Origin of the sequence: Mycobacterium sp. 050134 (assembly GCF_036409085.1) — a bacterium.
Taxonomy (GTDB): domain Bacteria; phylum Actinomycetota; class Actinomycetes; order Mycobacteriales; family Mycobacteriaceae; genus Mycobacterium.
On record NZ_JAZGLV010000008.1, the window covers coordinates 188,077 to 208,698 of the forward strand.

19 protein-coding genes are annotated in these 20,622 nt (G+C 72.0%); 9 read left to right on the forward strand and 10 right to left on the reverse strand.

Annotated features, from left to right (window positions below):
* Nucleotides 1-2: 2 nt before the first annotated feature.
* Both SKC42_RS11840 and SKC42_RS11845 read right to left on the reverse strand, forming a co-directional pair.
* On the reverse strand, nucleotides 3-2,162 hold the full coding sequence (locus tag SKC42_RS11840) for an FUSC family protein (RefSeq protein WP_330964481.1): 2,160 nt from the start codon (nucleotides 2,160-2,162) through the stop codon (nucleotides 3-5).
* Between the two features lie 60 nt (nucleotides 2,163-2,222).
* Nucleotides 2,223-2,687 carry a GatB/YqeY domain-containing protein gene (locus SKC42_RS11845; RefSeq protein ID WP_330964482.1) on the reverse strand — a complete coding sequence of 155 codons (465 nt, stop codon included), beginning with the start codon at nucleotides 2,685-2,687 and terminating at the stop codon, nucleotides 2,223-2,225.
* 71 nt (nucleotides 2,688-2,758) lie between these two features.
* Here SKC42_RS11845 and SKC42_RS11850 point away from each other — a divergent pair, with 71 nt between their 5' ends.
* From SKC42_RS11850 to SKC42_RS11870, 5 genes are read left to right on the forward strand one after another with little or no spacing between them, the layout of a single operon-like run.
* Nucleotides 2,759-3,904: a hypothetical protein gene (locus tag SKC42_RS11850; RefSeq protein WP_330964483.1), complete on the forward strand. Its 1,146-nt coding sequence runs from the start codon at nucleotides 2,759-2,761 to the stop codon at nucleotides 3,902-3,904.
* Between the two features lie 13 nt (nucleotides 3,905-3,917).
* Nucleotides 3,918-4,571: a DUF4129 domain-containing protein gene (locus tag SKC42_RS11855; protein ID WP_330964484.1), complete on the forward strand. Its 654-nt coding sequence runs from the start codon at nucleotides 3,918-3,920 to the stop codon at nucleotides 4,569-4,571.
* Nucleotides 4,553-5,713 carry a DUF4350 domain-containing protein gene (locus tag SKC42_RS11860; RefSeq protein ID WP_442932104.1) on the forward strand — a complete coding sequence of 387 codons (1,161 nt, stop codon included), beginning with the start codon at nucleotides 4,553-4,555 and terminating at the stop codon, nucleotides 5,711-5,713. The genes SKC42_RS11855 and SKC42_RS11860 overlap by 19 nt, the downstream gene beginning before the upstream one ends.
* Nucleotides 5,710-6,696: an AAA family ATPase gene (locus SKC42_RS11865; RefSeq protein WP_330964486.1), complete on the forward strand. Its 987-nt coding sequence runs from the start codon at nucleotides 5,710-5,712 to the stop codon at nucleotides 6,694-6,696. Before SKC42_RS11860 ends, SKC42_RS11865 begins: the two co-directional genes overlap by 4 nt.
* Complete coding sequence (locus tag SKC42_RS11870; RefSeq protein WP_330964487.1) at nucleotides 6,696-8,018, forward strand: DUF58 domain-containing protein; 1,323 nt, start codon at nucleotides 6,696-6,698, stop codon at nucleotides 8,016-8,018. The genes SKC42_RS11865 and SKC42_RS11870 overlap by 1 nt, the downstream gene beginning before the upstream one ends.
* Nucleotides 8,019-8,022: 4 nt before the next feature.
* Here the strand turns inward: SKC42_RS11870 and SKC42_RS11875 are convergent, their stop codons facing one another.
* Nucleotides 8,023-9,024: a stage II sporulation protein M gene (locus SKC42_RS11875; protein ID WP_330964488.1), complete on the reverse strand. Its 1,002-nt coding sequence runs from the start codon at nucleotides 9,022-9,024 to the stop codon at nucleotides 8,023-8,025.
* A gap of 25 nt (nucleotides 9,025-9,049) precedes the next feature.
* On the opposite strand from SKC42_RS11875, the gene SKC42_RS11880 reads away from it, so the two are divergent.
* Nucleotides 9,050-9,883 (forward strand): RDD family protein, encoded by an 834-nt coding sequence (locus SKC42_RS11880; protein ID WP_330964489.1) that lies wholly within the window; start codon nucleotides 9,050-9,052, stop codon nucleotides 9,881-9,883.
* A gap of 6 nt (nucleotides 9,884-9,889) precedes the next feature.
* Here SKC42_RS11880 and SKC42_RS11885 read toward each other — a convergent pair whose 3' ends face one another.
* Nucleotides 9,890-10,282, reverse strand: a complete 393-nt coding sequence (locus SKC42_RS11885) for a hypothetical protein (RefSeq protein ID WP_442932101.1) — start codon at nucleotides 10,280-10,282, stop codon at nucleotides 9,890-9,892.
* Nucleotides 10,283-10,483: 201 nt separating this feature from the next.
* Between SKC42_RS11885 and SKC42_RS11890 the strand changes: the two genes are divergently transcribed.
* Nucleotides 10,484-11,221: a PadR family transcriptional regulator gene (locus tag SKC42_RS11890; protein WP_330964490.1), complete on the forward strand. Its 738-nt coding sequence runs from the start codon at nucleotides 10,484-10,486 to the stop codon at nucleotides 11,219-11,221.
* Nucleotides 11,222-11,299: 78 nt separating this feature from the next.
* On the opposite strand, the gene glpK is transcribed toward SKC42_RS11890, so the two are convergent.
* Nucleotides 11,300-12,847 carry a glycerol kinase GlpK gene (gene glpK / locus SKC42_RS11895; RefSeq protein WP_330964491.1) on the reverse strand — a complete coding sequence of 516 codons (1,548 nt, stop codon included), beginning with the start codon at nucleotides 12,845-12,847 and terminating at the stop codon, nucleotides 11,300-11,302.
* A gap of 62 nt (nucleotides 12,848-12,909) precedes the next feature.
* Between glpK and SKC42_RS11900 the strand changes: the two genes are divergently transcribed.
* A complete protein-coding gene (locus tag SKC42_RS11900) occupies nucleotides 12,910-14,394 on the forward strand; it encodes a glutamate--cysteine ligase (RefSeq protein WP_330964492.1) in 1,485 nt (494 codons plus the stop codon).
* Nucleotides 14,395-14,424: 30 nt separating this feature from the next.
* Nucleotides 14,425-15,111, forward strand: a complete 687-nt coding sequence (locus tag SKC42_RS11905) for a class I SAM-dependent methyltransferase (protein WP_330964493.1) — start codon at nucleotides 14,425-14,427, stop codon at nucleotides 15,109-15,111.
* 7 nt (nucleotides 15,112-15,118) lie between these two features.
* Here SKC42_RS11905 and egtE read toward each other — a convergent pair whose 3' ends face one another.
* The 5 genes from egtE to egtA are packed head-to-tail and all read right to left on the reverse strand — an operon-like array spanning nucleotide 15,119 to nucleotide 20,515.
* Entirely contained in the window at nucleotides 15,119-16,267 is a 1,149-nt protein-coding gene (gene egtE, locus SKC42_RS11910; RefSeq protein ID WP_330964494.1) for an ergothioneine biosynthesis PLP-dependent enzyme EgtE, read from the reverse strand.
* Nucleotides 16,264-17,229 (reverse strand): L-histidine N(alpha)-methyltransferase, encoded by a 966-nt coding sequence (egtD, locus tag SKC42_RS11915; RefSeq protein WP_330964495.1) that lies wholly within the window; start codon nucleotides 17,227-17,229, stop codon nucleotides 16,264-16,266. The genes egtE and egtD overlap by 4 nt, the downstream gene beginning before the upstream one ends.
* A 15-nt stretch (nucleotides 17,230-17,244) precedes the next feature.
* Entirely contained in the window at nucleotides 17,245-17,928 is a 684-nt protein-coding gene (egtC, locus tag SKC42_RS11920) for an ergothioneine biosynthesis protein EgtC (RefSeq protein WP_330964496.1), read from the reverse strand.
* Entirely contained in the window at nucleotides 17,928-19,241 is a 1,314-nt protein-coding gene (gene egtB, locus SKC42_RS11925; RefSeq protein WP_330964497.1) for an ergothioneine biosynthesis protein EgtB, read from the reverse strand. The genes egtC and egtB overlap by 1 nt, the downstream gene beginning before the upstream one ends.
* Complete coding sequence (egtA, locus tag SKC42_RS11930) at nucleotides 19,220-20,515, reverse strand: ergothioneine biosynthesis glutamate--cysteine ligase EgtA (RefSeq protein WP_330964498.1); 1,296 nt, start codon at nucleotides 20,513-20,515, stop codon at nucleotides 19,220-19,222. Before egtA ends, egtB begins: the two co-directional genes overlap by 22 nt.
* Nucleotides 20,516-20,622: the final 107 nt, after the last annotated feature.

The following is a 20,622-nucleotide window of genomic DNA, read 5'->3' on the forward strand; positions in this document are numbered from 1 at the left end:
CGTCAGAGCGGCTGGGCGACGGTTTCGGGCGACATGGCCGCGATCAACTCGAGTTGCGCGAGGTTGGCCGCCACGGTGACGAGCGGCTGCGCGGCCTCCACTGTCTCGGGACCGCTGGGCGACTCGGCGCGCAGGGCGCGGACGAATTCGCCCGCGATCGGGCGCGCCGCGGTGTCGGCCCCGTCGCGCCGCCCGGCGATCTGTTCGACGGCGAACTCGAGGTGGGCTTCCAACAGCGGCCGGGTGGCCGGGCACGCCCCGGCCGGCGGCAGCGTCCTGATGTCGGCGATCATGTCCGCCGTCAGGCGGACCCAGGTGGCGCGGTTGGCCGCCCGCACGACCGGGGTGCGCAGGTCGGCGCCGCCGCCGGTCTCCGAAAGATATTGCCGCACACCGTCGTCGACGCGCCGGCTACCCACCACGGCGTCGTGGCTCAGCGCAGCGACGTCGGCGTCGTCGCCCGGCCGGGGCCGGGTGACCCGCAGCACCGCCGCCCGCAGGTAGCGCACGTTGACGTCGCGGGCGGCGTCGATGAGGGCGGACACCGCGGCCGTGGCGCCCCGCGGCCACAACAGGAGCGATACGCCCATCCCGACCGCCGCCCCCACGGCGATGTCCTCGACGCGCAGCAGCCCGACCCGCCAGTCGGTGGGGAGCGTGAGGCTCAGGATGGTCAACAGGTTCAGTGTGCCCACGGCCTGGGCGGCGGCGAAGGAGACGAAGCGCGGCAGGTAGGTGGAGGCGAACACGGTGAGCGGCACCAGCAGCCACTGCACCACGGGTGTGACGCCGACGGCGGCGACCAGCAACCCGCCGAACACGATGCCGATCGCGGTGCCGGTCACCGCCTGCACGACCTTGGTTCGGGTGGCCAGCGCGCTGCTGCTGAGCACGAGCATGGTTCCGACCACGACCCAGAAGCCGCGGTCGACCAGATGCAGTTGCACGACGAGCACCGCCAGCGCCAGCCCGATGCCCATGCGCAGGCCGTTGTGCGCCGCCACGGACCGACCGGCCAGGAACGCGCTGGCCGTCATGCTGCCGGCGGCGGTCTCCGGGGCCAGCCGGTCGGCGAAACTGGTGGGCGGCAGCCGCAGACCGAGGGCCCGTGCCCACACCGGCCGGGCGTCGGCCGCCGCGGCCGCGGCGATCACCCGGCCCGCCAGGGCGACCGTCGTCGCGATGACGCGGCACTCCAGCAGCCGCCGGCCGACCGCGATCGCCGCCTCGTCGTCCGGGGCGGCGAGCACCAGCGCGACGTTGTCGCGGTACGCGTGGCGCGCCAGCGCGCGCAACCGCGGCAGCGCCTCGTCGAGGGCCGCGCGGTTGGCCGGGAGCTGAGCCGCCATCGACGCGTCCAGCATGCGGGCGCAGCAGCGCAGGACGTCGACGGCCGGCGGTTTGACCGGCCCCAGGACCGCACCCGTCCGGTCGTCGACCACGTCGGCAACCAGTTCCAGGAAGTCGACGAGGCGGACCAGGGCGCGGCTGCCCGCGCCGAGGCCGACCGGCCGGGAGCTGGCCGCCATGAAATTGGCCCGCAACGCGTTCATCGCCTCGGTCACGTCGTCGGCCGAGCCGGCGCCCTCGATCCGGTCGGCCAGCGCCGAGCAGACGCGCCCGGCACGGCGGCGCAGCTCGTCATGGTGCCGCGGCGGGAGGAAGAACAGCGCGGCGGGCACGCAGATCACCAGCGCGATCGCCCAGCCCAGCAGCCGCTCGCCGAGCGGGCCCATCGGTGTGCAGACCGGCCAGACGTAGAACAACAGCGTCGCGCGCTGGCCGGCGGACATCGTCGAGCTCAGCATGCCCGCGAAGGTCACGGCCACGCCGAGGACGAACGTCAACGTCACCGCCAGCCAGGCGTGGGGGGCAACCAGGGTGCCCAGGCTGACCAGCGCGAACCCGTTCGCGGCCAGGCCCAGGTAGGCCAGCGCCCGCTGTTGCCGGTTCCCCGGGAAGTCGGTGACCACCAGGAGCCAGAACGCGCCGAGCAGAGCGTAGAGCGGCACCGCCCGGCTGCCCACGACCACGAAGGCGAACCCGGCCGTGAGCGGCACAACGACGGCCGCGCGGATCGCGCGGCGCAGCGCGTCACCCTCCGGGTCCTTGGTCCGCCACTGCTGCCACGTCTGCCGGATCGAGGGGACCCGGATCAGCATGAGTGGATGATAAATCCCCCGCCGGCGCCGGTCCCGCCTTAGCGGGTCGGCGCCGGCCCGCTACAGCCGCTCTTTGACGGCCGCGGACAGGCGGGAGCCGTCGGCCTTGCCGGCCGCGATCGCCGTCGCCGCTTTCATCACCATGCCCATCTGCTTCATGCCGGGGCGCTGGCCGATCTCCTCGGCCACCTGGGCGATGGCGGTGTCGGCGACGTCGGCCAGTTCGGCCTCGGTGAGCGGGGTGGGCAGGTACTCGTCGATGATCCGCGCCTCGGCGTGCTCGTTGGCGGCCAGATCGCCGCGGCCGTTCTGGGTGTAGATCTCGGCGGACTCGCCGCGTTTGCGGGATTCGCGGGCCAGCACCTTGATCACGTCGTCGTCGGTGAGTTCCCTGGCCTGCTTGCCGGAGACTTCCTCGGTCTGGATCGCGGCCAGCACCATGCGCAGGGTCGCCGTCCGCAGCTTGTCCTGGTTCTTCATCGCCTGGGTGAGGTCGGCCCGCAGCCGGGATTTGAGTTCCGCCATGCCCGAGACGCTACGCGCCACGGCGTCGGTCAGGATTGAGAAATGCCCGGACCGCCGACAGGATGGACGCCATGACGATCGACGGGCCGCCTGGTTACCCGGTCGGCCCGCCACCGGCGTACGGCCCCCCGCCCGGATACGGCCCGCCACCCGGATACGGCCCGCCGCCCGGATACGGCCCCCCGCCCGGATACGGGCCTCCGCCCGGATACGGCCCCCCGCCGGGATACGGGCCCCCGCCGTACGCCCAGCTGGCCAAGCCCGGCATCATTCCGCTGCGGCCGCTGACCCTGAGCGAAATCTTCAACGGCGCAGTCGGATACGTCCGGAGCAACCCGAAGGCGACGCTGGGGCTGACCGCGATCGTGGTGGTGATCATCCACGCGGTCACGCTGATCGCCACGATGACGCCGCTGGCCGCCTACGGCCGGATCGGCACCCAACACACCGACGAGGTTCCGGCCGGCGTCGTCGGCGCCGGGCTGGCCTCCATGGGCGGCGGCGTCCTCGTCAGCTGGCTGGGCGGAATGCTGCTGTCCGGCATGCTCACGGTCATCGTCGGACGGGCGGTGTTCGGGTCACCGATCACCATGCGCGAGACGTGGGCGAAGATCCGCGGCCGGCTCTGGCCGTTGCTGGGGCTGGCGCTGCTGGAGGGCGTGGTGGCGGCCGCCCTGATCGGGTTCGTCGTCGTGCTGGTGGCGGCGCTGGTCGCCTTCGGCAGCGCGACCGCCGCCGTCTTGTTGGGCTTCCCGGTGGCGCTGGCCGTGCTCGCCCTGATGACATACCTCTACACGGTGGTGCTGTTCGCGCCCGTGCTGATCGTGCTGGAGCGCCTGCCGGTCCTCGAGGCGATCACCCGATCCTTCGCGCTGGTGCGCAACGGCTTCTGGCGAGTGCTGGGGATCCGCGCCCTGACCTTCCTGGTCGTCACCGTCGTCGCCGGCGCCGTCGGGGCGCCGTTCAGCATCGCCAGCCAGTTCTTCCTCGTCTCCTCGTCCGGCGTGGCCTTCCTGGCGAGCACCGCCATGGCGTCGTTCGGGTCGGCGATCGGCCAGATCATCACCGCGCCGTTCAGCGCCGGGGTGATCGTGCTGCTCTACACCGATCGCCGGATGCGCGCCGAGGCGTTCGACCTGGTGCTGCAGACCGGCGCGGCCGGCGGGCCCTACGCGGTCGCGTCCACCGACAACCTCTGGCTGACCCGCCCCCGCTGAGGACCGACACAACGTGCCTTCCATCGACATCGATCGAGACGCCGCGCACCACGCCGCTCAGATCGAACTCGGCAAGCCGATCTACGGCAAGGAATCCGTCGGCCAGCAGTTCACCGAGTGGCTCAACGAAATGATCTACCGGCTCCTGCAGAAGGTCGCATCGGTGCCGGGCGGCTGGATCACCACCACGGTGCTGTTCGTCCTGCTGGCGATCGCCGCGGTGGCCGCCGTCCATATCGCGCGGCGCACCATGCGCACCGACCGCGGCGGTGACTACCAGTTGTTCGGAGCGGCCCAGCTCACCGCCGCGCAACACCGCGTGACCGCCGAAAGCTATGCCGCGGAAGGCAATTGGGCCGCCGCGATCCGTCACCGGTTGCGCGCGGTCGCCCGACAGCTGGAGGAGACCGGCGTACTGGAGCCGGCCCCCGGCCGCACCGCCAACGAGCTGGCCCGCGACGCCGGCGCCGCGCTGCCGCACCTGAACGACGAGTTATCCCGCGCGGCAACGGCATTCAACGACGTCACCTATGGCGAACAGCCCGGCACCGCGGACGCGTACCGGATGATCGCCGAACTCGACGACCACCTGCGGTCCAGACCGCAGGGCGCACCACCGGCGCCCGGGTCGCCCGCGTCCCCCGAATCCTGGGCGCAGGTCCGGTGACGACGGCCACCGGGGCGCCCGCGGAGACTGGGCGCGCGCGGCGCTGGCGGTCCTGGCGCTGGGCGATCCTCGCGGTGCTGGTGCTCGCCGTGATCGCCGGCGTCGACGCCTACCTGACCGCCCCACGCCCCGGCGCGCGGATGGACCCGGCCTCGACCGGCCCCGGCGGCGCCCACGCCCTGGTCACGTTGCTGCGCGACGGCGGCGTGGACGTTGTCGTCGCCGACGGGATCGCCGACGTGGAGCGCGAGGCGCGACCCGACACGCTGATCCTGGTGGCGCAGAGCCAGTACCTGGCCGACGCCACCCTCGACCGCCTGGCGAAGGTCCCCGGTGACCTTTTCTTGGTGGAACCGACCACCCGCGCCCGCGAGGCCCTGCTGCCCGGTTTCCGAATGTCGGGCGCCGCCACCGGCTTCGACAGCAAGCCCGATTGCGCGCTGCGTGAAGCGACTCGGGCCGGCCCGGTCCGGTTCGGCCCAAGCGAGGCCTACCGGGCGAAGGATTCCCAGCCCCTGACCAGTTGCTACGACGGGGTGTTGATCCGCTTCCGCGACCACGGCCACACCGTCACCGCGGTCGGCAACAGCGACTTCATGACCAATGGGAACCTCCTCCAGGCGGGCAACGCCGCGCTCGCGATGAACCTGTCCGGTGACCGGCCCCGCCTGATCTGGTACGCGCCCCACCGCGTCGAGGGCGAATCGTCGCCGTCGGCGTCGGTGCTCGACCTGGTCCCGCCGAACGTGGCGTGGGTCGTCGTTCAGCTCTGGCTGGTCGTCCTGCTGGCGGCGCTGTGGAAGGGCCGCCGGCTGGGCCCGCTGGTGGCCGAGGAACTGCCGGTCGTGGTGCGCGCCTCGGAGACCGTCGAGGGCCGCGGCCGCCTGTACCGGTCCCGCCGGGCGCGCGATCGGGCGGCGGCGGCCTTGCGCACCGCAACGCTGCAGCGACTGCTCCCCCGGCTCGGGTTGGGCCCGGACGCTCCCCCGCCGGCCGTCGTGGCGACCGTGGCCCGGCGCACCGGCGCCGACGCCGGGTTCGTCTCGTATCACCTCTTCGGGCCGCCCCCGGGCACCGACCACGACCTGCTACAACTTGCCCGTGCGCTCGACGACATCGAAAGGCAGGTCACCCAGACGTGACACAACCCGCCCCCCCTTCCGCCACCCAGGCGCCCGCCGCTGACTCGGCGCGCGACGCGCTGCTGGCGCTGCGCACCGAACTCGCCAAGGCCGTGGTCGGGCAGGAGGGCGTCGTCAGCGGCCTGGTGATCGCCCTGCTGTGTCGCGGCCACGTCCTGCTCGAAGGTGTTCCGGGCGTGGCCAAGACGCTGCTGGTCCGCGCCCTGGCCGCCGCGCTGAGCCTGGAGTTCAAGCGGGTGCAGTTCACGCCCGACCTGATGCCCGGCGACGTCACGGGTTCGCTCGTGTACGACGCCCGCACCGCCGCGTTCGTGTTCCGGCCGGGTCCGGTGTTCACCAACCTGCTGCTCGCCGACGAGATCAACCGCACCCCGCCGAAGACGCAGGCCGCGCTGCTGGAGGCGATGGAGGAGCGTCAGGTCAGCGTCGACGGCGAACCCCGCCCGCTGCCCGATCCCTTCATCGTCGCCGCGACCCAGAACCCGATCGAGTACGAGGGCACCTACCAGCTGCCCGAGGCGCAGCTCGACCGTTTCCTGCTCAAGCTGAACGTCACGCTGCCGCCGCGGGACGCCGAGATCGCCATCCTCGGGCGGCACGCGCACGGCTTCGACCCCCGCGACCTATCCGCCATCCAGCCGGTCGCCGGGCCGGCGGAGCTGGCGGCCGGCCGGGAGGCCGTGCAGCGCGTGCTGGTCGCCGACGAGGTGCTCGGCTACATCGTCGACATCGTGGGCGCCACCCGCAGCTCCCCCGCCCTGCAGCTGGGCGTCTCGCCGCGCGGGGCGACCGCGTTGCTGGCCACGGCCCGCTCGTGGTCGTGGCTGTCCGGCCGGAACTACGTCACGCCCGACGACGTGAAGGCGATGGCCCGCCCCACGCTGCGGCACCGGATCATGCTGCGCCCCGAGGCCGAGCTCGAGGGCGCGACGCCCGACGGCGTGCTCGACGGGATCCTGGCGTCGGTTCCGGTCCCCCGCTAGTGATCCTCACGGGACGAACCGGCCTCGTGGCGCTGGTCTGCGTCCTGCCCGTCGCGCTGTCGCCGTCGCCGGCGAGCACGTTCGCAGCGCTGCTCGTCGCGCTGGTGGCCGTCGTCGCCGTCGACGCGGCGCTGGCGGCCAGCCCCCGCGACCTGCGCTACGTCCGCTCGCCGGACCGCTCCGCCCGGCTCGCCCAGCCGGTGGACGTCGCGCTGCAGGTCCACAACGACGGCCGCCGCCGGTTCCGCGGGTTGGTCCGCGACGCGTGGTCGCCGAGCGCGCGCGCCGAGCCGCGGAGCCATCCAGTGACGCTGTCCGCGGGGCAGGGCCAGCGCGTCCAGACCCGGTTGCGGCCCGTCCGCCGCGGCGACCAGCGCGCCGCCGCGGTGACCGCCCGCTCGATCGGCCCGCTCGGGCTTGCCGGGCGGCAGGTTTCGCGGCCGGTTCCCGGCCAGGTGCGGGTGCTGCCGCCGTTCCTGTCGCGCAAGCACCTGCCGTCGAGGCTGGCTAAGCTGCGGGAGATCGACGGCCTGCTTCCGACGCTGATCCGCGGGCAGGGAACGGAATTCGACTCACTGCGCGAATATGTCGTGGGTGACGACGTGCGCTCCATCGACTGGCGCGCCACCGCGCGGCGCGCCGACGTGGTTGTCCGCACCTGGCGACCGGAACGCGACCGGCGCGTGGTGATCGTCCTCGACACCGGCCGCACCGCGGCGGGCCGCGTCGGGGTCGACCCCATCGCGGCCGACCCCTCCGGGTGGCCCCGGCTGGACTGGGCGATGGACGCGGCCCTGCTGCTGGCCGCGCTCGCGTCGCGGGCCGGTGACCACGTCGACTTCCTCGCCCATGACCGGGTGAGCCGGGCCGCCGTGTTCGGCGCATCGCGCACCGAACTGCTCGCCCAGCTGGTGGACGCGATGGCCCCGCTGCAGCCCGCCCTCATCGAATCCGATTGGCGCGCAACCGTTGCCACCATCCTGCGGCGCACCCGGCGCCGGTCGCTGGTGGTGCTGCTGACCGACCTCAACGCGACGGCGCTCGACGAGGGCCTGCTGCCGGTGCTGGCGCAGCTGTCGGCCAAACACCACCTGCTCGTCGCCGCGGTCGCCGACCCCCGGGTCGACCAGATGGCGGCGGGCCGATCCGACGCGGCCGCGGTCTACGACGCCGCGGCCGCCGAGAAGTCTCGCAACGACCGGGGCGCGATCGCGACACGACTGCGCCGCGGCGGCGTGGAGGTCGTCGACGCCGCGCCCACCGAACTGGCGCCCGCCCTCGCCGACCGCTACCTGGCGATGAAAGCGACCGGGCGGCTCTGAGGGCTCAGCCCGTGGGCACCACGTCGGGCGCGTCCTCGATGTCGCCCGTCTCGCCCGCCTTCAGCGCGCGCCGGCCGAAATACCCGATGTAGGACAGGAACGCCGCCTCCGCGACGATCCCGATGCCGACGCGCAGGAACGTCGGCATGGGCGACGGCGTCACCAGCGCCTCGATCAGGCCGGAAACCAACAGCACGCCGACCAGGCCGACGGCAACCGACACGACCGCCCGGCCCTGTTCGGCGAGCACCTGACCGCGCGGCCGGTCGCCCGGCGCTATCACCGACCAGCCCAGCCGCATTCCGGTTGCGCCGGCGAGGAATACGGCCGTCAGCTCCAGCAGGCCGTGGGGCGCCAGCAGGCCCAGCAGCAGGCCGCCCTTGCCGGCCTGGAACATCAACCCGGCGATGAGCCCCAGGTTGGCGGCGTTCTGGAAGAGGACGACCGGAATCGGCAGCCCCAGCACCACCGCCAGCGCGATGCACTGCGCGGACACCCACGAGTTGTTCACCCAGACCTGGAGCGCGAACGCCGCCGCCGGGTGTTCGCTGTAGTACGACGCGACGTCGTGATTCACCAATTGTTCGATGTCGCTTGGGGTCCCGACCGCCGACTGCACCTCGGGGTTGTTGGCCACCCAGAACGCGATGATCACCACGACGGCGAAGAACGCGGCCGCCGTGCCCGCCCACCACCGCCACGTCCGATACGCCACCACCGGGAACGACACCGTCCAGAACCGGGTGAACGTGCCGCTCAGCGGCGCGTGGGCCCCGGTCACCACCGAGCGGGCGCGCGCCACCAGGCTGGACAGCCGGCCGATGAGCAAAGAGTCCGGCATGTTCGTGCTCGCCGAGCGCAGGATCGACAGGTGGGTGGACACCCGCTGGTAGAGCTCGACCAGTTCGTCGACCTCCGCCCCGGTCAGCGACCGGCGCCTGCCGACCAGCTCGTTGAGCCGGTCCCAGGTGCCGCGATGGGTCAGCACGAATGCGTCGACGTCCACCCTGCGCAGGGTACCGTTCGGGGTTATGTCCGAGGTGGTCACCGGCGATGCCGTGGTGCTCGATGTGCAGATCGCACAGTTGCCGGTGCGGGCCGTCAGCGCGCTGATCGACATCACGGTCGTCCTGGTCTGCTACCTGCTCGGGCTGATGCTGTGGGCGGCCACGCTGACCCAGTTCGACACCGCGCTGAGCACCGCCGTCCTGCTGATCTTCACGGTCCTGGTGATCCTCGGATATCCGTTGGTGCTGGAAACCGCCACGCGCGGCCGTTCCGTGGGCAAGATGGCGATGGGCCTGCGGGTGGTTTCCGACGACGGCGGCCCGGAACGCTTCCGGCAGGCGCTCTTTCGCGCGTTGGCGGCCGTCGTCGAGATCTGGATGCTGTTCGGGAGCCCGGCCGTCGTCTGCAGCCTGTTGTCGCCCAAGGCCAAACGCATCGGCGACATCTTCGCCGGCACCGTGGTGATCAGCGAACGCGGGCCACGGTTGGCGCCGCCACCGATGATGCCGCCGTCGCTGGCGTGGTGGGCGTCGTCGCTGCAACTCTCCGGTCTTGACCCGGAGAGGGCGGAGGTCGCGCGTCAATTCCTTTCCCGCGCATCGCAACTCGACCCCCAGCTGCGACAACAGATGGGGTATCGCATCGCCGGCGACGTCGTGTCGCGGATCGCGCCACCGCCGCCGCCGGGCGCGCCGCCCGAACTCGTGCTCGCCGCCATCCTCGCCGAGCGCCACCGCCGCGAGCTCGCGCGGCTGCGGCCCGCGGCACCACCGCCCCCGCCGATGGTCCCGTGGCCGGCCGCGCCGCCGGTGGCCCGGCCGCCGGAGCAGGCCGGCGGATTCTCGCCGCCCGGCTAGAGCGCTTCAGCCGGACACGGTCGCCGCCATCCAGACGACGTCGGCGATCAACAGCGCCCACCCACACAGCGGCACGACGATGCCGCCGCGGCGCTTCGCGGTGAGGAACGAGACGAGCAGGACGACGAACGCCACCACGGGCGCACCGTAGAACGCGACGCCGAAATCGATCCCCCCGCGACCGAGGTTGGGGCAGTTGCGGGCGCTGCACCCGTCGGTGCTCATCACGGCGCCGAGCGCGAACAGCATCACGATGGCGGCGGCGGGCACCGTCGTCAGCGCCAGCCCCCAGTTGACCCACGGCCACACGTTGCGGCCCCGGTTCGCGGCGCCCGGAACCGGTTCCGCCGCATCGGGGGTTCCGCTACCGACGGCGAGGTGGGAGTCGTTTGCGTTCACCCCACAGTTCCTACCCGGCGTCCGGCGAGCGCAAACCGGTCCGCGGCTGGGACCTTCGGCGAATCTCGGATCCGTATCGCCGCAGCTCAGGCGACTTCCCGGTGGCGGCCCGCCACACAACGTTGCATCGCGATACTTAGCGATATATCGTGATATTCCGAAGGCGCCGACACGGCGCCACCAAGAACGTAAGGACACGACATGAACCACCCATTCACACCTTCCGGCGGCACATTCGGCGCTGGGCCAGGCGTCGGTTTCGGCTTCGGACCCGCGGCGGGCCTTCCATCCGGTCGCGCCGCACGCCGCGCCCTGCACGGCGCCAGGCGGCACGCCCGCCAGGAATTCTTCGAGCACCTTCGCGACCACGCCGGTCACGACGGCGGGTTCGGCCCGGGTTTCGGCCCGGGTTTCGGGCCGGGCTTTGGCCCGGGATTCGGGCCCGGCTTCGGTTTCGGCCCGGGCGGCCGGCGCGGTGGGGGCCGCCGCGGTGGCCCCGGCCGCGGGCGCCGCGGTGACGTGCGCGCCGCGATCCTGGCGCTGCTGGCCGAGCGGCCGATGCACGGCTACGAGATGATCCAGCAGATCGCCGAGCGCAGCAACGGCATCTGGCGGCCCAGCCCCGGCTCGGTCTACCCCACTCTTCAACTGCTGGACGACGAGGGCCTGATCACCGCGAGCGAAAGCGCCGGCAGCAAGAAGCTCTTCGAACTGACCGACAACGGCCGCGCGGAGGCCGAGAAGATCGAGACCCCGCCGTGGGACGAGATCGCCGAAGGCGCCGACCCGGGCCAGGTGAACCTGCGGGCGGCCATCGGTCAGCTGTTCGGGGCGGTAGCGCAGTCCGCGCACACCGCGACCGCCGACCAGCAGCAGCGCATCGTCGAGATCCTCAACAACGCGCGCCGCGAGGTCTACGGCATCCTCGGCGAGGACTGAGTTTCACCACCGCGAGCGTGCGCCGATGTACGGCCGCACCGGCGTGTCGCCGGACTAACACGCACGCTCGCGGCGGAACTAGGACGTGTCCACCCAGTCCAGGGTGCGGTCCACGGCCTTGCGCCACCCCGCATAGCCCTCAGCCCGCTGGTCGTCGGTCCACGCCGGCGTCCACCGCTTGTCCTCCTGCCAGTTGGCCCGCAGCTCGGACGGATCGGCCCAGAACCCGACGGCCAGGCCGGCGGCGTAGGCGGCGCCCAGCGCGGTGGTTTCGGCCACGACCGGGCGCACCACGTCCACGCCCAGCACGTCGGCCTGGATCTGCATGCACAGGTCGTTGCCGGTGACCCCGCCGTCGACCCTGAGTTCCTCGAGGCGGACGCCCGAGTCTGCCGCCATCGCGTCCACCACGTCGCGGCTCTGGTAGCAGATCGCCTCCAGCGTGGCGCGGGCCAGGTGCGCGTTGGTGTTGAAGCGGGACAGCCCCACGATCGCGCCGCGGGCGTCGGACCGCCAATACGGGGCGAACAACCCGGAGAATGCCGGGACGAAATAGACGCCGCCGTTGTCGGGGACCTGGCGCGCGAGCGCCTCGCTCTGGGCGGCGCCGCTGATGACGCCCAGCTGGTCGCGCAGCCACTGCACCGCCGCGCCGGTCACGGCGATCGAACCCTCGAGCGCGTACACCGGTTTGGCGTCCCCGAACTGATAGCAGACCGTGGTCAGCAGGCCGTTGCCTGACCGCACGATCTTCTCGCCGGTGTTGAGCAGCAGGAAATTGCCCGTGCCGTAGGTGTTCTTCGCCTCGCCCTCGGACAGGCACACCTGACCCACCATGGCCGCGTGCTGATCACCGAGCATCCCGGCGATCGGCACCTCCCCGCCGACCGGACCGGTCTCCCGGGTGGCGCCGTACGGTTCGAGCGGCGCCGACGGCGCGATCGCCGGGAGCATCGCACGCGGGACCCCGAAGAACGACAGCAGCTCGTCGTCCCAGTCCAGGGTCTCGAGGTTCATCAACATGGTCCGGCCGGCGTTGGTGACATCGGTGACATGCACACCGCCGCGCGGGCCCCCGGTCAGGTTCCACAGCACCCACGTGTCGGCGGTGCCGAATAGGGCGTCGCCGTTCTCGGCAGCCGCCCGCACCCCGTCGACGTTCTCCAGGATCCACTGCAGCTTCCCACCGGAGAAGTACGTCGCCGGCGGCAGGCCCGCCTTGCGGCGAATCACGTCGCCGCGGCCGTCGCGCTGTAACGCCGACGCGATCCGGTCGGTGCGGGTGTCCTGCCAGACGATCGCGTTGTAATAGGGCCGCCCGGTGTGCCGATTCCACACCAGGGTCGTTTCCCGCTGATTCGTGATCCCCAGGGCGGCAAGGTCTTTGGCGGACAGTCCGGACCGGTTCAGCACCGACATGAGCACCGAGGAGGTGCGCTCCCAGATCTCCACCGGGTCGTGCTCGACCCAGCCGGCGCGGGGCAGGATCTGTTCGTGCTCCAGCTGGTGGCGGGCCACTTCGGAACCGCTGTGATCGAAGATCATGCAGCGGGTGCTGGTGGTGCCCTGGTCGATGGCGGCTACGAATTCAGCCAACTGCTGTCCTCCCCGAGCGGTGCACGTCACCGTCCATGATGGTCTACGCCGCCCGCTTGCGTTACAGCCGGTAAACCTGTTGCATCGGCGGTGTGGGCGAAGAGGTCAAGCGCACCACCTACAACCGCTCACATCGGCGGGAATATCGGCGCAAGGTGCAGCAGTGCCTGGACGTCTTCGAGACGATGCTGGCGCAGTCACGCTTCGATTCCGACCGGCCGCTCACCGGCATGGAGATCGAGTGCAACCTGGTAGACGCCGACTATCAGCCGGCCATGTCGAACCGGTACGTGCTGGAGGCCATCGACAATCCTGCCTACCAGTCCGAATTGGGCGCCTACAACATCGAATTCAATGTGCCGCCGCGGCAGCTGCCCGGACACACCGGGCTGGACCTGGAGTCCGACGTGCGGGCCAGCCTCAACGACGCCGAGAACAAGGCGGGCGCGCGCGGCGCCCACATCGTGATGATCGGCATCCTGCCCACGCTGATGCCCGAGCACCTGGACACGGGCTGGATGAGCGAATCCAGGCGCTACGCGGCCCTCAACGACTCGATCTTCAACGCCCGCGGCGAGGACATTCCGATCAACATCTCCGGCCCCGAGCCGCTGAGCTGGCAGGCGGTGTCTATCGCGCCCGAATCCGCTTGCACCAGCATGCAATTGCACCTGCAGCTGGCGCCGGAGGACTTTGCCGCCAACTGGAACGCGGCCCAGATGGTGGCGGGCGCCCAGCTGGCGCTCGGCGCGAATTCGCCGTACTTCTTCGGCCACCAGCTGTGGTCGGAAACCCGCATCGAGCTGTTCGCCCAGTCCACCGACACCCGGCCCGAGGAGCTCAAGACGCAGGGCGTACGGCCGCGCGTATGGTTCGGCGAACGATGGATCGACTCCGTGCTCGACCTGTACAAGGAGAACATCCGCTACTTCCCGTCGCTGCTGCCCGAGGTGTCCGATGAGGACCCGAGCGCCGAGCTGGCTGCCGGGCGCACCCCGCACCTGTCCGAACTGCGCCTGCACAACGGCACGGTGTACCGGTGGAACCGGCCGGTCTACGACGTGGTCGACGTCGACGGGGTGGGCCGCCCGCATCTTCGGCTGGAGAACCGGGTGCTCCCCGCCGGACCGACCGTCGTCGACATGCTCGCGAATTCGGCGTTCTACTACGGCCTGTTGCGCAGCCTGTCGGAGTCGGACCAGCCCCTCTGGGAAACAACGGATTTCGCCACGGCTCGGGCGAATTTCTTCGAGACCGCCCGGCACGGCATGTCCGCGAGGCTGCGCTGGCCGGGCCGGGGTGAAGTGCCTGCGCGGCAACTGGTGCTCGACACGTTGCTGCCGATCGCCCACGAGGGTCTACGCCGCTGGGGTGTCGACGCCGAGGTGCGTGACCGGTTCCTCGGCGTGATCGAGGGCCGCGCCGAAACGGGCCGCAACGGAGCGGGCTGGCAGGTCGCGACCGTGCGTACGCTGGAAGACGGCGGGATGACTCGGCCCGCCGCGTTGGCCGAGATGCTTCGGCGCTATTGCGAGCACATGCACGCCAACGAGCCCGTGCACACCTGGGATCACTAAAGCACCGCGACGTGAGGGGACGGCGACACCATGTCATCCGAAGTAATGGATTGGGACAGCGCGTACAGCGGCGAGGGCGAATTTCAGGGCCTGCCGCCGTGGAACATCGGCGAGCCACAACCGGAGTTGGCGGAGCTGATCTCGGCCGGCGCGTTCCGCAGCGACGTGCTCGACGCGGGCTGCGGCTTCGCCGAACTCTCCCTCGCCCTCGCGGCCGAGGGCTACACCGTGGTGGGCATCGACGTCACGCCGACCGCCGTCGCGGCGGCCAGCAAGGCGGCCGCCGACCGCGGCCTGGCCACGGCCGGCTTCGTGCAGGCCGACATCACCGACTTCTCCGCCTATCCGGAGGGGTCGGCCGGCCGGTTCAACACGGTCGTCGACTCCACGCTCTTCCATTCGCTGCCCGTCGAGGCCCGCGACAGCTACCTCCGCGCCGTGCACCGCGCGGCGGCGCCGGGCGCGAGCTACATCGTGCTGGTGTTCGCCAAAGGAGCCTTCCCGGAGATCGAGACGAAGCCCAACGAGGTCGACGAGGCCGAGCTGCGCGACGCGGTGAGCAGATACTGGGAGATCGACGAGATCCGGCCGGCCTACATCCACGCGAACATCCCCGCGGGCCCCGAGGCGCCCTGGGAGATGCCGCCGCATGACCGCGACGAGAAGGGCCGGATGAAGCTGCCCGCCTACCTGCTGACGGCGCACAAGGCAGACTGACCGCCCGTCAACATCGACCGGTCGCGGCGGTCGCCGCGATCAGCGCCTCGGCGAAGGCCTCCAGGTCGTCGGCGGTGGTGTCGACGTGCGGCGAGATCCGCAGGAGCGGCCCGGTGAGCCGCAGGGGAGCCCGCTGGACCGCGACGAACGTGGTCAGGATCCCCCGGTCGGCGAGCAGCCAGTCCCGGACGGCCCGCGGATCGGCGCCGTCGACGGGCGCAAGGGTGGTGATCGCGCTGGGCTCGTCGACCTCCTCGACCACGGCCCACCCGGCCACGTCGGCCAGCGTCGTCCGGCTGCGGCTGCCCAGTTCGGCCAGCCGCGCGCGCACCGCCTGCGGCCCGCATGCGAGATGCTCGCCGAGCGCCAGCGAAAAACCGACGCGCGCCGCGACGTTGGCCTCGCCGAATTCCAGTTGCTCGGCGACGCTCACCTGGGGCGCCCACTGCGGGGCCGCAAGCCTCGGCCGCAGGCGCTCGAGGAGTCCCGGGCGGGCCGCAAGGGCCCCGACGCCGCGCGGCCCGGCGATCCACTTCCGCGATGACGCATAGGTGACGTCCGCGCCGACCTCGCAGTCGGCCTGCCCCAGTGCCTGGGCGGCGTCCACGATCAGCGGCAGGCCCAGGTCGCGGCACAATTCCGCGATCATCGGGAGCGGCTGCACCACACCGCTGTGGCTGGCCACCGCGGTCAGGTGGACGAGGTCCGGCGGCTCCTGGTCGAGTGCCAGCGCCGCGTCGTCGAGCGCGAGGCGGCCGTCCTCGAGGGTCGGCAGCAGCTGCCGGGAGAAGCCGTGGGCCGCCAACATCGCCAGGTTGGGGCCGTACTCGCCGGGCAGGCACGCCACCGTGCGGCGATCCGCCGGCCAGGCGCCCAGCAGCAGATCGAGCGCGTTCAGGGAGCCGGTGGTGAACACCACCTCGGCGTCGGGCATGCCGCTCAGCGCCGCGAACGCGAGCCGACCGGCGTTCAGCACCGGGACGGCCGCCTCGGCGGCGACATACCCGCCGACCTCGGATTCGTGCCGGGCGTGCCGGGCGGCCGCCTCGATCACCGCCAGGCTCTGCCGCGAACAGGCGGCGCTGTCCAGGTGCAGCCCCGCCGCGGGCGGCCGGGCCGCCCGCCACCGGTCGGCCAGCGCGTCGGTCGGGGTCACTTCACGGCCAGCGACAGCCCGAAGTCACCGGCGGCGTCGGTCCACCACCGCGTGCGGCGCAATCCCGCTCCCGCCAGTTCCGCGCTCACCCCGTCCGGTCGGAACTTGCACGACACCTCCGTCAGCATTTCCTCTCCCGCCGCGAAGTCGACGGTGAGGCCCACGGCGCCGACGCGCACGCGCTGCGGACGGTCGGTGCGCAGCCACATCTCGATACGTTCCTCCGGCGCGTTCCAGCGCGCGACATGCCGGTAGGCGTCGACGTCGAAGTCGGCGTCGAGTTCCCGGTTGATCACCGCGAGCACGTTGCGGTTGAAGGCCGCCGTCACCCCGGCGGCGTCGTCGTAGGCGCGCACCAGCCGATCGACGTCCTTGACCAGGTCGGTGCCCAGCAGCAGGCTGTCGCCGGGCCGCATCTGCGCGGCCAGCGCCGACAGGAATCCCGCGCGGGGGCCGGGTGTGAGGTTGCCGATGGTCGAGCCCAGGAACACGAACAGCCGCCGCCCGCCGCGGGGAATCTCGGCCAGGTGCTCCTCGAAGTCGCCGCACACGGCGTCGATTTCGACCCCCGCGTACTCGCGCTGGATCGCCGCCGCCGCGGTCGACAGGACGGTGGCATCCACGTCGAACGGGACGAACCTGCGCAGGCGCCCGCGGTCGCGCAAGGCGTCGAGCAACATCCGCGTCTTCTCCGATGTCCCGCTGCCCAGTTCCACCAGGGTGTCGGCGTCGCTGGCCGCCGCGACCTCGGCAGCGCGGGCGCGCAGGATCTCCGCCTCCGCGCGGGTGGGGTAGTACTCGGGCAGCCGGGTGATCTGGTCGAACAGGTCGCTGCCCACGGAATCGTAGAACCACTTGGGCGGCAACGACTTCGGCGACCGAAGCAGGCCGTCCGAAACGTCGCGGCGCAGCGCGCGGTACGCCGAGTCGGCTTCCAGGTGGTTGGACAACGACAGCGTCATCACAATCCTTTCGGGTCAGTGCAGTCGGGTCATCGTGACGCCGTCGGCGGTCACTTCCACGAGATGGCGGTCCGGCACGTCCTCCCAGCCGGCGTCGTCGTCATACGGCTCGCTGGCCAGCACCGTGCCGTCGTCGCGGCGCAGGATGGACAGGGTGTCACCCCAGGCCGTCGCCAGCAAGCGAGAGCCGTTGGCGGCCAATACGTTCAACCGGGCATTGGGGTCGGCAGCGGCGATCTCGACGACGGTGTCCCCCAGCGCGCCCAGCCCACGCGCGAAGACGGTCGCGGCGAGCACCGCGCTGTCGCACGAGGATTCGGCATCCGACGTGGTGGGCAGCACGGCGCGGTCCACGACCCCGTTGTGCGACAGGAGCCATTCGCCGTCGGTGAACGGCGCCGTCGCGCTGGCCTCGATCGGCATGCCGACGGTGGCCGAGCGCACCGCGGCCACCACGCAGTGGCTGCGCAACGCGGGCGCGACGGAGCCGAACGACACGTCGCCCCACAGCGGCGCCGGGCTGCGCCACCGACGGGGCACCGGGCCGTCGAAAAAGCCGACGCCCCAACCGTCGGCGTTCAGCAGGCCGTGCTTCTGCCGGCGCGGGGCGTACGACTGCACCCGCAGCGCGTACGGCGGGTCCAGCACCAGTGAGGACACCGCCACGTCGGTCCCGAGCCAGCCGAGGTGTCGGCACATCAGGCATCGTCCCCGGCGTCCCAGGCCAGGCGGACACCGGAGAAGATCTGGCGCCGGTAGGGGTGGTCCCAATTGCGGAAGCTGGGCCGCACGATCCCCGGCTCCACCGCCCACGACCCGCCCCGCAGGATCTTGTAGTCCCCGTCGAAGAACGGCCGCGAGTACCGCTCGTAGATCATCGGGACGAAGCCCGGCCACGGCCGCAGCGGCGAGGAGGTCCACTCCCAGACGTCGCCCAGCATCTGCTCCACCCCGTACGCCGAGGCGCCGCCCGGGTAAGCGCCGACGGGCGCCGGGCGCAGCGCCGCACCGCCCAGGTTGACGACGGCTTCCGAGGGCGGCTCCGATCCCCACGGGAAGCGGCGCCGCGCGTTGGTCGCCGGGTCCCACGCGCAGGCCTTCTCCCATTCCATCTCGGTGGGCAGCCGGGCGCCGGCCCACGCGGCGTACGCCTCGGCCTCGAAGTAGGTGACGTGCTGCACCGGCTCGTCGGCCGGAACCCGCTCGACGTGGCCGAACCGGACGCGCGTCGCACCGTCGGCAGTCCAGAACTGGGGGGCCGTCAGGCCCGCCCGCTGCCGGTGCTGCCAACCCCGTTCCGACCACCAGCGCGGGTCGCGGTAGCCGCCGTCGTCGATGAAGTGCCGCCATTCGCCGTTGGTGACCGGCACCCGGCCGATCCGGAACGCCGGCAGGTCAACCACGTGGGCGGGTCGCTCGTTGTCCAGCGAGTACGGCTCGGTCGAGGCGTCCACCCCGAGGACGAACGGCCCGGCGGGCACCAGCACCGAGGCGCCGGCCAGGCCAGGCCTGCCGGGCGGCAGGGCGGACGTGTCGCATAGCAGCGGCGCGCCGCTGCGTAGGTTCAGCGCCTGCAGCATGGTCTCGCCGTGCTGGTTCTCGTGGCTCACCACCATGCCGAAGGGGAAGTCCGCGGCGCCGTCGGCGTCGTCCGGCAGCGCATCGAGGGCGTCCAGTACGGCGGAACGCACCGTCCCGCAATACGACCGCGCCTGCTTCGGGGACAGCAGCGGCAGGTCGACCCGGCTCGCCCGCGAGTGCACGAAGGCGTCATAGAGCCCTTCGACCGATGCCGGGAGCAGGCCGGGCCGCGCCGGATCACCGCCGCGTAGCAACCACAGCTCTTCCTGCTGGCCGATGTGGGCGAGGTCCCACACCAGCGGGCTCATCAGCGGGTCGTACTGCCGGTACAGCTCGGCGTCCTCGAAGTCGACCAGGCGCAGTGTGCGCGTGCGCGCCCGCGCGAGATCGTCGGCGAGTATCTCCCGGTTCACGGCCCGCCTTGCGGGCATCGCGCGGCCGCCGAGACCGTGGCCGCGATGCCGTGTTCGATCACCTCGTCGGAGAAGTCATCGCCCGGGCATCGGCCCTGGTCGACGTTGCGGGCCAGGCGCTGCATGGCGTCGGCGAGCTCGGCGGGCGCTCTCTCGGCCGCGACGGCCACACAGCGGGCGGCCGCCGCGTGCAACCGCCGGTCCCGCAGGCCGGCCCGCGCCGCGACGTCCCAGGCGGTGGCCACCGGCGCGACAGCCTCGGCCGCGATGTCGGCGGCGACCGGGTCGTCGAGGAGGGTGACCAGCGTGAACACCATCGCCGGCCAGAACGCGTCCGGGGCGCTGTCGAGGTACCGGATCTCCAGCCAACGCCGCGGGCGCACCGGCGGGAACAGGGTAGTCAGGTGATATTCCAGGTCGGCGACGGTCGGGCGGCGGCCGCCGAGCGGCACGCGCCCGTCAGCCCAGTCCGCGAACGGCACCCAGTGGGTGACCGCCGCCGGTTCCGGATTGTTCACCATCATCACCGGGGCCTTGAGGGCGTAGCGCGCCCAGTCGGTGCCCGGATCGTCGCCGCTGGCGCCCAGGATCGGCCCGCAGCGCGCCGAGTCCATCCGGCCCCACACCCGCTGCCGGGTGGACACCCAGCCGGTGAATTCGCCGCCCAGCATCGGCGAGTTCGCCGTCATCGCGATCATCGTGGGCCCGAGGGCGTGCGCCAACCGCACCCGCGCTGCCCACCCCTCCCGCGGTCCGGCATCGACATTGACCTGGACGGACGCGGTGGACGTCATCATCGAGGCACCCGCCTCCCCCGACCGGCTGGTGCGGAAGAACTCCTCCATCGCGGCGTACCGCGCGCCCGGGTTGACGCGTTGGGGGGGCCGCAGCGGATCCGCGCCGAGGTACACCAGGCCGAGGCCGGCGTCGGCGAACGCCGAGCGCAGCACGGCCTGGTCGCGGGCCATGCCGTGGATGGCGGGCAGGACCCCACCGACGGGCGGGCCGGACAGTTCGACGGCGCCGCCGGGCTCCAAGGTGACCCGGCTGCCGCCCGGGAGGGCGGGCAGCGAACCGATGACGCCGGTGATCTCGTTCCAGCTCGGGCGGCGCAGCGGATCGGCCGGGTCGTGGCAGTGCGCCTCCACCTCTAGGCCGACGCTCTCGAGCGGGCCGTCGGCCAGGCAGCCGTCGGCGATGTATGCGGCCGCGGCCGCGGAGTCGACCAGCTCGGCGCCCCGCGCGCGGGCGTGCAGCTCTGAGTCCGCGCTGGTCATAGCGGCGAACGTCATATCACGATCCCTTCGGGCCCCGGCTTGCGCGAGCATGCCGTTCGGACCGTTTGTTGCGCGGCGGGCGGATGGTCATCGACCCCTACTTCATCTAGCAGACGGCACCG

Coding starts and splice junctions, on each gene's coding strand:
- SKC42_RS11890 (WP_330964490.1), top strand. CDS start 10,484: ATGAACCACCCATTCACACCTTCCGGCGGCACATTCGGCGCTGGGCCA.
- SKC42_RS11905 (WP_330964493.1), top strand. CDS start 14,425: ATGTCATCCGAAGTAATGGATTGGGACAGCGCGTACAGCGGCGAGGGC.
- SKC42_RS11840 (WP_330964481.1), bottom strand. CDS start 2,162: ATGCTGATCCGGGTCCCCTCGATCCGGCAGACGTGGCAGCAGTGGCGG.
- egtD (WP_330964495.1), bottom strand. CDS start 17,229: ATGACGCTGTCGTTGTCCAACCACCTGGAAGCCGACTCGGCGTACCGC.
- SKC42_RS11845 (WP_330964482.1), bottom strand. CDS start 2,687: ATGGCGGAACTCAAATCCCGGCTGCGGGCCGACCTCACCCAGGCGATG.
- egtA (WP_330964498.1), bottom strand. CDS start 20,515: ATGACGTTCGCCGCTATGACCAGCGCGGACTCAGAGCTGCACGCCCGC.
- egtB (WP_330964497.1), bottom strand. CDS start 19,241: ATGCCCGCAAGGCGGGCCGTGAACCGGGAGATACTCGCCGACGATCTC.
- SKC42_RS11850 (WP_330964483.1), top strand. CDS start 2,759: ATGACGATCGACGGGCCGCCTGGTTACCCGGTCGGCCCGCCACCGGCG.
- SKC42_RS11880 (WP_330964489.1), top strand. CDS start 9,050: ATGTCCGAGGTGGTCACCGGCGATGCCGTGGTGCTCGATGTGCAGATC.
- egtC (WP_330964496.1), bottom strand. CDS start 17,928: ATGTGCCGACACCTCGGCTGGCTCGGGACCGACGTGGCGGTGTCCTCA.